At 60.0% G+C, this 12,508-nt stretch carries 11 protein-coding genes; 10 read left to right on the top strand and 1 reads right to left on the bottom strand.

Annotated elements, in window-relative coordinates:
- A partial coding sequence (locus ONB25_04280) for a DUF11 domain-containing protein (GenBank protein ID MDZ7392109.1) occupies positions 1 to 1,834 on the bottom strand: 1,834 nt, incomplete at its 3' end.
- Positions 1,835 to 2,628: 794 nt separating this feature from the next.
- Between ONB25_04280 and ONB25_04275 the strand changes: the two genes are divergently transcribed.
- The 10 genes from ONB25_04275 to ONB25_04230 form a co-directional block, all read left to right on the top strand.
- The gene (locus tag ONB25_04275; GenBank protein ID MDZ7392108.1) at positions 2,629 to 3,138 is read left to right on the top strand and encodes a DUF4416 family protein; all 510 of its coding nucleotides are present in this window, start codon (positions 2,629 to 2,631) and stop codon (positions 3,136 to 3,138) included.
- Positions 3,135 to 4,148, top strand: a complete 1,014-nt coding sequence (gene purM, locus ONB25_04270; GenBank protein ID MDZ7392107.1) for a phosphoribosylformylglycinamidine cyclo-ligase — start codon at positions 3,135 to 3,137, stop codon at positions 4,146 to 4,148. The genes ONB25_04275 and purM overlap by 4 nt, the downstream gene beginning before the upstream one ends.
- Before the next feature lie 30 nt (positions 4,149 to 4,178).
- Positions 4,179 to 5,186 carry an NAD(P)H-dependent glycerol-3-phosphate dehydrogenase gene (locus tag ONB25_04265; protein ID MDZ7392106.1) on the top strand — a complete coding sequence of 336 codons (1,008 nt, stop codon included), beginning with the start codon at positions 4,179 to 4,181 and terminating at the stop codon, positions 5,184 to 5,186.
- Positions 5,187 to 5,204: 18 nt separating this feature from the next.
- A complete protein-coding gene (locus ONB25_04260) occupies positions 5,205 to 6,041 on the top strand; it encodes a universal stress protein (protein MDZ7392105.1) in 837 nt (278 codons plus the stop codon).
- A gap of 35 nt (positions 6,042 to 6,076) precedes the next feature.
- Entirely contained in the window at positions 6,077 to 7,372 is a 1,296-nt protein-coding gene (gene asnS, locus ONB25_04255) for an asparagine--tRNA ligase (protein ID MDZ7392104.1), read from the top strand.
- Positions 7,369 to 7,857, top strand: a complete 489-nt coding sequence (locus tag ONB25_04250) for a TIGR00725 family protein (GenBank protein ID MDZ7392103.1) — start codon at positions 7,369 to 7,371, stop codon at positions 7,855 to 7,857. The genes asnS and ONB25_04250 overlap by 4 nt, the downstream gene beginning before the upstream one ends.
- Positions 7,854 to 8,129 (top strand): acylphosphatase, encoded by a 276-nt coding sequence (locus ONB25_04245; protein MDZ7392102.1) that lies wholly within the window; start codon positions 7,854 to 7,856, stop codon positions 8,127 to 8,129. Before ONB25_04250 ends, ONB25_04245 begins: the two co-directional genes overlap by 4 nt.
- 223 nt (positions 8,130 to 8,352) lie before the next feature.
- Positions 8,353 to 8,877: an adenine phosphoribosyltransferase gene (locus ONB25_04240; GenBank protein MDZ7392101.1), complete on the top strand. Its 525-nt coding sequence runs from the start codon at positions 8,353 to 8,355 to the stop codon at positions 8,875 to 8,877.
- 85 nt (positions 8,878 to 8,962) lie between these two features.
- Positions 8,963 to 10,243, top strand: coding sequence for a hypothetical protein (locus ONB25_04235; protein ID MDZ7392100.1), 1,281 nt, complete (start codon positions 8,963 to 8,965; stop codon positions 10,241 to 10,243).
- A 106-nt stretch (positions 10,244 to 10,349) separates the two neighbouring features.
- Positions 10,350 to 12,508: AAA family ATPase (locus ONB25_04230; GenBank protein MDZ7392099.1), on the top strand; the 2,159-nt coding region annotated here is incomplete at its 3' end.

Below are 12,508 nucleotides of genomic sequence, written 5' to 3'. Positions count from 1 at the left end.
CCACCACCACCACCTGCCGCGCTACCCCAGGACCCAGATTGCTCACCTCAAGCTCGTACCCAATCCTACCCCCTGCCCACACACTGTCCCGATCAGCACGCTTCACCATCCGCACGTCACAAACCACCGGCCGTACCGGACGAGGACGAACTATCACCGCCTTTTCTGCCTCGTCATCCCCAGGCACCAAATCCCCAGCCGCATTCACCACCACCACATTCCGCATCTGGCCGCTGCTCAACGAGTCCACCCGAACCCATACCGCCCACTCCCTCCGCTCCCCCACACCCAAGGAGTCAATCCACCACCACACCACGCGCCCCTCAACTGAATCCGGGCGCATCCCAAACTCTGTCACCGCCACGTGCACCGGCAACGTGTCCACTACCGCAATCCGATAGGCCGGCCCAGGCCCCTCGTTGCCTACGGCAAGCCGGTACGCAAACACGCTGCCCGCTTCCACCGTGTCCACCTCCGCCGCCTTGCTCACCCACACCTCGCAAGGGTGAGGCACCACCACGGTTACTACTTCGGCCACATCGTTTGTCCGGTTCGTGTCCGAGGCTACATGTACGTGAGCACGGTTAACCACGAGCGCGGGCAGTTCCAACAAAGGTGCACTCACCCGCGCCGACACGAGTACCGTCGTTTCCTGTCCGGCAGCGATTTCTGCAAAACGCCAGACTGCCACCCCGTGAAGAAAACTCTCGGGTTCGGGAACAAACGATACCGGTACCACAAGTGGAGGGAGCGTATCTTGTAGCACGCACTCCCTCGCCGGCCCTGGGCCGACATTAGTGAGAGACAGGGTGTAGGTAACTACCTGCCCGGCCACTACCGTGTCAACATCCGCTACCTTACGAAGCGCCAGGTCGCACGGCAGTTCTTCCGCGGGCTGGATAGCCACTACCGCCACCTCTGCGGTGTCGTTGGAAGCACTGGTATCGTTGATGGCAACTACAATACCGCGGTTGGTAACGACCACTACGGAATCCTCGAGGGTGTCGGCCACCATCCCCACAACGGTGATGTGGAAAGTCTGACCCACCTCGAGCGAATCGAGTCGCCAAACGGCCATCAGCCCCGCCGTAGAATCTGGGGTCGGGCTACAGTGCACCTGCGCAAGTTCGGGTGGAAAGTGTTCCCAAAGATTGATGCGTCTGGCTGTGTGGGGTCCGTTGTTCTGGGCGAACAACTCAAACTGAAGCCGCCCTCCGGCAAGAACCGTGTCCTCGCTTGCCCGCTTGACCAACCCGACGTCACAAGGCAGGGTACAGGCGCCCAGGTAGACGAACACAAACCTGAAGATATGGACACTTTCTGGCTTGGCGCCGGTGATGCGCTCGCCAGGGGGGTTCAAAAACTGGGGATACTGATCTTGGATAAGAAGATAATGGTTCAGCACGATCACGTTTTGCCCTTGTCGGAGGTAGAACTGCCCTGCATCGCGCGTGGCACTGAACGCGAGGGCGGAAGTGTCAGCGACCACCCGATAAGGCCCGGCATTCGGGTCACACACGGGCGCAAAGGTGCTGTCAGGATATCTGACCTGAAGGAAATAGGACTCGTTCGTCTGGCCTTGGGAGTAGAGGACGCCGGTGAGGATACGGTAGTAGCCTTCTTTGGCAGCTGATACACACAACGCATCGAGGGTGGCAGGAGGCCGGTGGGCCCGCACCCGAACGAGGGCCGGGTCAGTGGCCACCGAGAGGCTGTCGCCTACTGCGTGCAGGTTCAACTCGACACATGGTAAATCTTGTGCCAGCGCATAGGTGGGGAGCAGACCGCTGATAGCAAGGTAGAAAAGCACAATCGCCCAGGCACAATTTCTCATCGCAACACCCGCTTTTTCGAGAGCTTGGCCGTAACTGCCTTCCGCCAGTTTACCCGCGCCAGCAGTTGGCCAACCCGCCAGACCACCGCGTCAGGCTAGCAAAGCGACACAGTTCCATCTTTTCGTGTCTATATTACGACAAAAGTGGGCCAGTCGCATACAATTTTTTTGGGGGCGATCTGTGGGTCGGCAACCAATTCTTGCACTGCTCATGTGGACCCGGTTGTGGCTGCAGGTCCAGTGGGAATGATGAAAGGGCTGCCAATCAACTCCGAACCTCGGGACTAAACCACGGGGCGTCAGCGCGCCGGCGGTAAGCCGAGAGCCCTCCCCTTCGGTGAGTTGCGGACACTAGGACGATTTCCGATCTCGCTTGCGTCCTGGATCTGCCCCGAGGCGCACCATCGATCAGAAACACCTGAGCGAATCCCCTGACCTATCGCAACTCGCGGGCCTAGACTCGCATGGACGAGAAAGCCAGCATGTGGCGTTGCAATGCCGTGCCTTGTTCCTACGAACTGTTCTCCCACTTTCCCGCTCGAGCTTCTTCCAATTATGAGTGCGGCGATGGAGGGCCGTGGCCCGAAAGTTTTTTTCTCAAGAGGATCCGCTCATCCCACTCGCGCGAGCGCACGCGCACATTATCACATCGCGCGGCCGGTGCACATTTTCCCCTTGACATTCAAGCAGATTTTTGTGATATTCGAATGCGTCGCGGTTATGCGTCTTGGCGTAAGCTCCGATCAAGCCAGTGGCGGTGGTGACTCGTGGGAGCGCCTGGGAAATCAGATCCTGTGTGCCTGATCTGCGCGGTCACGTACAACGCTTCAGGGAAGGAAGCGTTGGCGCGGAGGCTTTTGCAGGAGCGATTTGGTAAAATTGTGCTTGAGTCTGAGCACTACCCTTTCGATTTCACCACGTACTACGAGGACGAGATGGGCACCTCGCTCCGCAAGTACTTTGTGAGTTTTGCCGAGCTCATCCGGCCCGAGGATTTGGTGGAGGCAAAACTTTGCACCAATGCCATGGAGCAAGAGCTTGCAACTGCAGGGAAGCGAAATGTCAATCTCGACCCCGGCTACTTGGAGTCTGCGAAAGTGGTGCTGGCGACTACCAAGGACTATGGCCACCGCATCTACTTGGGGCGAGGCATCTACGGTGACCTCCACCTCCGCTATCGGCACGGCCATTTCGAGCCGTTGGAGTGGACCTATCCGGACTATCGGCAACCCTTGTCATTGGAATTCTTTGCCAAGGTACGTGAATGGTACTTGAACACGAGAAAACATCGAAGCACCAGGTGAATAGCCAGGCAGGTCTGACCTACGAGGCCGCAGGCGTAAGCATCGCTGCGGGTGACGAAAGTGTGGAGCGCATCAAGGCCATGGCGCGCGCCACCTACGGCCCCTCTGTGCTGCGCGACATCGGGCTGTTCGGCGGTTTCTATGAACTCGACTCGGGACGCTGTCGCCGTCCGGTCCTGGTATCAAGCATCGACGGAGTGGGGACCAAAGTGAAGGTGGCCTGCGCGCTGGGGGTGTACGACACCGTTGGCGAGGACCTAGTGAATCACTCCGTCAATGACGTGATGACCAGCGGAGCCGACCCGCTTTTCTTCCTGGACTACTTGGCCACAGGGAAGCTGAAGCCGGAGGTGGTGGAAAAGGTCGTGGAAGGCATGGCCCGCGCCTGCCGCCAAGCTGGGTGCGCACTCATCGGGGGCGAGACTGCCGAGATGCCGGGTGTCTACCACCCTGATGACTTCGACCTTGCTGGCGCGATTGTCGGGGTTGTGGAAAAGGAACAAATCATCGATGGCCACACTATCAAAGCCGGAGACGTGCTGGTGGGCATTGGCTCCAATGGACTACACACCAATGGCTATTCGCTGGCGCGGAAGGTCCTGTTGGAATTGGCCGGCATAAAGCTGACCGAACACGTGCACGAATTGGGGTGTACTTTGGGAGAGGAGCTGCTCCGCGTGCACCGCTCCTATCAAACCCTGGTGCAGCAGGTACGAAGCCTGCCTGGCTTGCACGGCATTGCCCACATTACGGGCGGTGGAATCGTGGGTAACACCAGCCGCCTGTTGCCTGCCGGCCGCTCACTGCGCATCGACTGGCAGGCCTGGGAGGTGCCGCCCATTTTCCGCCTTATCCAGCGCCTAGGAAAGGTCGAGGATGCCGAGATGCGCCGCGTGTTCAACCTCGGCATCGGGGAAGTGCTGGTGGTCGCACCGGAGGCCGCGAGCATTTGCATCGAAAAGGCATCTGCGGCAGGCTTTGCGGCCTACATCATCGGCGAAGTTGCGTGAGGACCGGTGAGTAGCAGAGTGGTTCGGCCGTTGAAAGTGGCTGTAATCGGCGCCGGAGGATGGGGCACGGCGTTGGCGATCCTCCTGCACGGAAACGGGCACGAGGTGCGCATGTGGGAGTTTCGCCCAGAGGTGGCGAAACTGCTGGCCACCGAGCGCGAGAATCGGCACTTGCTCCCGGGCGTGCCCATCCCGCCGGAGATCCATATCACCGCCGACTTGCAGGCGGCGGCAGAGGACGCCGAGCTTATCGTGGTGGCTGTCCCTTCACACACGATGCGCCAAGTGGCTCGCCAGTTGTGTTCGGTGCAGGCGATAAAGTCGGCTCTGGTAGTGAGCGCCACCAAGGGGATTGAAAACGATACCCTCCTGCGCATGACGGAGGTGCTGCTTCAAGAGATTCCGGGCCTTGCGGAAGAACGCGTGGTGGCACTGTCCGGGCCCAGTCATGCCGAAGAGGTGAGCAGGGGCATTCCCACGGCGGTGGTGTGCGCCAGCTCATGTGCGGAGAGCGCCCGTGTGGCCCAACAAGTTTTCATGAACAGGACTTTTCGCGTGTACACTGGGAGTGACGTGATTGGCGTCGAACTGGGTGGGGCGCTGAAGAACGTGATTGCGATCGCCGCGGGCATTTGCGACGGCGCAGGCTTTGGCGACAATACGAAGGCGGCGCTCCAACCCCGTGGCCTGGTGGAGATCGTCCGCCTGGGCGTCAAACTGGGGGCGAACCCATTGACCTTTGCCGGCCTCACCGGCATGGGCGACCTGATCGTCACCTGCATGAGCAAGTACAGCCGCAATCGCTATCTGGGCGAACAGATCGGCAAAGGGCGCACGCTCCAGCAGGTGCTCAGTGACATGGTAATGGTGGCCGAAGGGGTGCGGACGACGAGCTCCGCCTACCAGCTAAGTCTGCGCCACAACGTGGAGATGCCCATCACCACTGAGGTATACCGCATCCTTTTTGAAGGGAAAAATCCACGCGCAGCCCTGGAGGACCTGATGACCAGGGACGCCAAAGTGGAAGCATGGGGCTAAGCGAGAGAGGGACAGAGCATGGTCAAGCGCATCCTTTTGCCTGTTGACGGCTCCGAGTATACCAATTCGGTGCTGAAGCACGGCATTGCCATGGCGCGACGCTTTTCCGCGCGTGTGCGCGTTCTGTCGGTGGTGGACGTGCGCATCTTCGAGTGGGTGCTGTCGGTGGGAGCCGACGGTTTTGTGCCAGTACTCCCTGCACCCGGCTATCAGGAGGAATCGCGAAAGCTGCTGGAAAAGAAGGCGCAGGCGGTCTTGGACAAATGCGCGCACGCCCTGCAAAGCGAAGGGATCCCTTTTGAGGCGGAGACGGTCGGTGGGTCACCGGTCGAGATCATCTGCGAGCGCGCCAACCTGGCGGATCTAATTGTCATGGGCAACCGTGGCGAGTACGCGCGCTGGGCAACCAGCATGCTGGGTGCCACTTTGGAGCCGGTCACCCGTCACGTGAGCAAGCCGATCATGATTGTGCAGCAGCGTTTCCGCGAGATCCGGCGTGTGGTGGCCGCCTATGACGGGAGCGAACACGCCAATCGCGCCCTGCAGATGGCCGGTTTCTTCGCCGAGCGCCTGCCAGCCCAGGTCACTGTCGTCAATGTTTCTGACGACCGCGACTTGAGCGCGCGTATCTGCGCGGAGGGGTTGCACTACCTGCAAGCCTACGATGCGCAAGTGGACTCCGCTACCCTCTCTGGCAGACCGGAGACCGCCATCATCGAATTCGCCACCAAGAATAGATACGATCTCATCGTCATGGGCGCCTACGGCCACTCGCGGATCCGCGAAGCCATTCTCGGCAGCACGACAGTGCAGCTCATGCGCAAGAGCCCTATTCCGGTCCTTCTGGTCAAGTAATCTCGATCGCACTGCAGACAAGGAGCAGAACTCGCATGGCACAACGGGTCTACATCTCGGACGTCGCACAATACGTGGGTCAAACGGTGGAAGTGTGGGGATGGCTCTACAACATGCGCTCCAGCGGCAAGCTGCGTTTTCTGCTGGTGCGCGACGGGACAGGAATCATCCAAAGCGTCTTCTCCCGGGCCGATGTGCCGGAGCACGTATTCGAGGCCACCGAGAAACTCACCCAGGAGAGTTCCCTGAAGGTGCGAGGGCAGGTCCGAGAAGACAGACGAGCCCCTGGGGGCTATGAACTCCTGGCGGAAGACATGCAGATCGTCCACATTGCCCAGGACTACCCCATCACCCCCAAGGAGCATGGGACGACGTTCCTGATGGATCACCGTCACCTCTGGCTACGTTCGCGCAAACAGCACGCCATCTTGCGCGTGCGACACGAGATAATCCGAGCCGCCCGCCAGTTCTTCGACGACCGAGGCTTTGTGCTCCTGGACGCACCCATCTTCACCCCTGCTTCGGTGGAGGGGACAACTACCCTTTTTGAAACAGACTACTTCGGCGGGAAAGCCTACCTGACGCAAAGCGGACAGCTGTACGTGGAGGCCGGAGCCATGGCCTTCGGCAAGGTGTACTGTTTCGGCCCCACATTTCGGGCGGAAAAATCCAAGACCCGCCGACACCTCACCGAATTCTGGATGTTGGAACCGGAAGTGGCCTACGCGGACCTCAACGATATCATGGAGTTGGCCGAGGGGCTGATCGTGCACATCGTGCAGTCGGTCTTGTCCCACCGCCGGGAAGAATTGGCGGTGCTGGAACGCGATGTGACCCCTCTAGAGCGGGTTTCTCCACCCTTTCCGCGCATCAGCTACGACCAGGCGGCTGACCTGTTAGAAAAGGCGGGCACCGGTTTCCGACGGGGTGACGATCTCGGCGGCACCGACGAGACGGTCCTTTCCCAGCAGTTTGACCGCCCGGTCATGGTGCATCGCTACCCGGCAGCGGTCAAGGCATTCTACATGAAGGACGATCCCGAGCATCCCGGCAGGGTGCTGTGCGTCGATGTCTTAGCACCGGAGGGCTACGGCGAGATCATCGGCGGAGGACAGCGCGAGGACGACCTTGCTACCCTTGAGCAAAAAATCAAGGCGCACAACCTGCCCATGGAGCCGTATGAGTGGTACCTTGACCTCCGCCGTTACGGGAGCGTGCCCCATTCTGGCTTTGGGATCGGCATCGAACGGACGGTGGCATGGGTGTGTGGCTTGGCGCACATCCGGGAGACCATCCCCTTCCCCAGGACGATGTACCGGATCTATCCATGAGGCGCTTCGTCGCACGAAAGCCCACCATCGCCGTGCTTGGCGGCGCGGTGTGCAGCCATGAGGTCGGCCAGCTTGCCTATGAGGTCGGGAGGCTCATCGCCCAACGCGGCGGGGTGCTCATCTGCGGCGGGCGCTCCGGAGTCATGGAGGAAGCTTGCAGGGGCGCTGCAGAAGAGGGTGGCGTGACCGTAGGCATACTGCCTGGAGACGATCCAGCAGACGCGAACCCCTACGTGCAGATCGCCCTTGCTACCGGCCTGGGCGACGCGCGCAACGTGGTCATTGTCAAGTCCGCACACGCTGCCATCGCCATTGACGGCAGCTACGGCACATTGTCGGAGATTGCTTTCTGCCTAAAGCTGGGCGTGCCGGTGGTGGGTCTGCAGACCTGGTCCATCGACCCGCAGGTGCACCAGGTGCGCACCCCGGCCGAAGCAGTGGAAAAAGCCTTTTCCCTCGCAGTCTCGAGGCAAGAGAGACGATGAAGGTCCGGGCAGTCATTGTGGTACGTGGCATGGTGCAGGGCGTGGGGTTTCGCCATTACGCTTACCGGCAAGCCAAGGCCCTGGGCCTGGTGGGCTACGTGCGTAACCAGTGGGACGGGTCGGTGCTGAGCGAAGTGGAGGGGGAGCGCGGTATGGTCGAGGAATATATCAAAGCCCTCACCGTCGGGCCGCGCTTCTCCAGTGTCCGCGATGTCCAGGTCAAATGGGAGGAGTACACCGGCGAGTTTACATACTTCGAGATAGCCTTCTGAGGCATGGACGGCATAGCCCCTTTTTGTCGCCTGCGACCCACAATGCAGCGGGGACAAAGTTCTGGCAGTACCACAGCGGGGCCAGAGGTTTGATTTCGTCCCATTGACCAGCCCAGTGGCCGTTCGCACAAGCGGGGAAAAGCCACGTCTCAAGCACAAGTACGCAATCAACGAGGCTGGGTGTGAGGAGGAACAAGGTTCCGAAACTGGAAGGGAGACTTAGATGGCGGCGCTTGCGGAGCTTATTCGCACCGTACCGGACTTTCCAAAAAAGGGGATAGGTTTCAAGGACATCACCACCTTGATCAAGCATGGGGACGCCTTTCGCGAAGCAGTGGATGCGATGCTTGCACCTTTTGCCAACGAACCCATTGATGCCGTCCTGGGAGTGGAAGCGCGCGGCTTCATCTTTGCCGCCGCCGCAGCCTACAAGCTGGGCGTCGGCATCATCCCGGCACGCAAGCCGGGCAAGCTCCCGGCGGAGGTGGTGCGCGAAGAGTACGCCCTCGAGTACGGAACAGACGCCATCGAGGTGCACAAGGACGCGATCACACGCGGGCAGAGGGTGCTGGTCATCGACGATCTCTTGGCCACAGGGGGAACAACCGCAGCGGCGGTACGGTTAGTGGAGCGATTGGGTGGCATCGTCGTGGGAGTCTCGTTCCTCATCGAGCTTTCTTTTCTCAACGGAAGACAAAAGCTCGAGCCGCACAGAGTCTATTCGGTAATGAGCTTTGCTTCAGAATAGGCGCCTGTGTGCGGTTTCGTGAGGCATAGCCTCTTGTCCCTGCCTGTGAGGGGCTGACCACGTAGAGAACACGGACAAAGGAATCATGGGTTTTCTTGGACGACATATCGTATGGGGCCCTGTCACGATGGGGTTGTTGGTGGAGCTGTGCGCGGCGCAGTCTTTTGATATCGGGTACTTTGCGCCCACGCTCGTGGGGAGCGGAGCACGGGCCACCGCCATGGGGAGCGCTGGCGTGGCGGCGGTCAACGATGGGATGGCCGCTGCCGTCAACCCGGCGGCTCTTACGCGGATCGCCGGCTCCCAAGCGCTCGTGGCGGGTCGTTTCACCTTTGGCTCCTTCTCGGCCCAACCACGCAGCCCGCTGCCACAGGATGTATCCCTGGAAAGCTCGCTGGGCTCGGATCTGACGCCCGAGTTCGTCGGTGTGGTCTTTCCTCTGAGCGCCTCCGGCCGACGCGTCATTGGGGCGTTGGCGGTCACGAACATCCTGGACCTGGGCCGCTCGACCCTCTTCCGCTGGATCGTGGGCCGCGAATACCCCATCAGGAACTACAGAGACATTGAGCAGACCCTTAATGGCGGCTTGTATGCCCTCACTGCCGCCGTGGGCGCAGAGCTGAATACCCGCACCTCCGTCGGACTGACCGTCCATTTTCTCTCAGGACGCCAGAAGGTGGAATGGACGGAACGCACCGCCACCGAAGGCGTGGAAACAGTGCAGAAGTCGTGGCGGCAGGAAAACAAGTTCTCTGGCCTGGCTTTGGAGATTGGCTCCACAGCAAGAGTCGGGAAGTCGCTGGATTTGGGGCTCAAGCTATCGCTCCCTCATACTCTGACCTTTGTGCACCCCAGCTTCACGGCCTCGGCACGTGACAGTGTACTCAATGATTTGAACCTTAAGGTCCCGTTGTTTTTTGCCCTGGGCACTTCCTTCCGACCGTGGGGGCGAATGTGCATCGCGCTGGATTTCCGCTGGGCCCCCTGGTCCGAGGCCGCGTTCGATACGGTCGGCTGGGTGCCCCGCCTGCGTCTTCCAGACGCTCACAGCGTGCACGTGGGGTTTGAGTACCTCTTTCCCATCCGCGAGTGGCTTCTGCCCGTGCGCCTTGGCTTCCACACTGACCCCCGCGCCGAATACCAGTTCGCTGCGCAAGAACCTGAGCATTGGGGCGACCCGATATCGGGCATTGCTCTGTGCGGTGGACTTGGCGTCCAGTCGTCATTGGTGAGCTTCGATCTGTCAGTCGATTTCGGCTTAAGCAGCTACACCGGGCGCAATGTGTTCGCCGAAGTGCCCGAGGGCTGGAAGATCAAGGAACAAAGGATCAAAGTCGTATTTGCCGCGATGGTAAGGGTGCAATAGGTCGGTCTCATTTTCCCAGGCATTTGACGATCCACGGACTTGCGTTAAACTAGGCCCCCAGAAGGCTTTGTTTCTTTCATAAGAGATGGAGCTAACGGAGTAACCGATGACAAAGCCAGTTTTTGAGGAAGTGCCGGCCGAGCGCCTCCGCTGGCGATGCGACCCGGCAAGCCTGCCGTTTGCCTCTACGGCGGAGGTGAGCATGGCGGAGAAGATCTTGGGCCAAGACAGGGCTGTCCGGGCCCTGCGCATGGGTCTTGAGATCAACAGCGTCGGCTACAATATCTTCGTCACCGGTCAGGCTGGCACAGGTCGAACCACTACGGTGCGCCACTTGCTTGCCGGACGGCGCGGCGAGCGGATTCCGGACGACAAGCTGTACGTGAACAACTTTAAGAACCCAGATTCTCCTCTGGCCATTAGCCTCCCGGCGGGAAGAGGGAGGGCTTTTCGCAAAGACATGGCCGACGCCGTCGCTGCCCTGCGCCGCCAGATTCCGCAGCTCTTCGAAAGCGACCAATACGCGCAGCGTCGGCAACGTCTTGTGGACACTTACAGTGAGCAAGAGCGGAAGGTGGTGGCGGCATTTGAAGAGCGCGTGAGCAAAGAGGGGTTCGCCGTCATCCAAGTGCAGGTGGGCCCCATGACCAAACCGGATCTGGTCCCGATCATCGAAGGCTCCCCAGTGCCCATGGAACAGCTGGATGCCCTTGTGAGCCAACAACGACTCCCTGCCGAAACGGCAGCACGCCTCAAGGAAAAATACCCAGAGCTACTGAAAGAGCTGCCCGGGGTGCTCAAAGAGTTGCGCAAGACGCAGGCAACCCTACGCCAGAAGCTCAGCGAGCTGGACACCCAGTTTGCGCGCGAGCTGGTCGGGCCTCTTATCGCCGATTTGAAAGAAAAATACCGGGATGAGAAAGTCCAGCGCTACCTGGACGACGTCCAAGAGAGTATCCTCGAACGTCTGGACCTGTTCCGCGGCAGGGCAGAAGGCGAGGGAAGCAGAGAAGGCGGACCGCCGGAGGCTGATCCCTTCTTGGACTACCAGGTGAACCTCATTGTGGACAATGCCGACACCAAGGGCGCGCCAGTCATCTTCGAAAGTACACCCACCTACAAAAATCTGTTTGGCACCATCGAACGCGTGATGGATAGCCGCGGCATGTGGCGCGCCGATTTCACCAAGATCAAAGCCGGTTCTTTCCTCCGTGCCAATGGTGGCTTCTTGGTCATCAACGCCCTGGACGCGCTCGTGGAGCCAGGGGTGTGGCAGGCGCTGAAGCGCACCCTGCGCAATCGGCAGGTGGAGATTCAGAGCTTTGACCCGTTCTTCATGTTCACCACCTCCGCGCTGAAACCGGAGCCGATTGCCACTGACGTCAAAGTCATCATGATCGGCGACCCGTGGATTTACCAAGTGCTGTACTATCAAGACGACGACTTTAAGAAAATCTTCAAGGTCAAGGCAGACTTTGACAGCGTCATGCCGCGCGGCGAGCCGAACGTTCTGCAGTACGCCTCGTTCATCCGCAAGATCTGTGAGGAGGAGAAGCTCCTCCACTTTGACCGCGAGGCGGTGGCGGCAGTGGTGGAGTACGGGGTGCGCTTAGCAGGGCGGCAGACCAAGCTCTCTACCCGTTTCAATTACATCGCCGATCTGGTGCGCGAGGCCCACTACTGGGCAACTCAGGACAAAGCGAAGGTCGTGACCGCAAAGCATGTGGATAAGGCCCTGGAGGAGAAGATCGAGCGCGTGAGCCTGATCGAGGACAAAATCCGCGAGATGATTGCCGAGGGCACGCTCATTATCGACACTGAAGGGAGCAAAGTGGGCCAGGTGAACGGCTTGTCTATCATCGACCTTGGGGACTATGCTTTTGCCCACCCATGCCGTATCACGGCGCAAACGGCCATGGGGCGGGCAGGCATCATCAACATCGAGCGCGAGGCGGAGATGAGCGGCCCGACCCACAACAAAGGGGTACTCATCCTTGCCGGCTACCTGCGCGGCAAGTTCGCCCAGGACAAGCCACTAAGCATGAGCGCCAGCATCTGCTTTGAGCAGAACTACAGCGGCGTAGACGGCGACAGTGCGTCGTCCACCGAGATCTATGCCCTGCTCTCCAGCCTGGCAGATCTTCCTTTGCGGCAGGACATTGCGGTGACTGGGTCGGTGAATCAGAAGGGCGAGATTCAGCCCATCGGCGGGGTCAACGAAAAGATTGAGGGCTTTTTCCGCGTATGCAAGGTGCGCGGGCTTAC

It is taken from the genome of candidate division KSB1 bacterium (genome assembly GCA_034506335.1).
In the GTDB taxonomy this organism is placed as follows: Bacteria; Zhuqueibacterota; Zhuqueibacteria; order JANLFK01; family Oleimicrobiaceae; genus Oleimicrobium.
The sequence above is the reverse complement of the archived record's forward strand: the minus strand, read 5'-3'. Positions and strand labels throughout refer to the sequence as shown.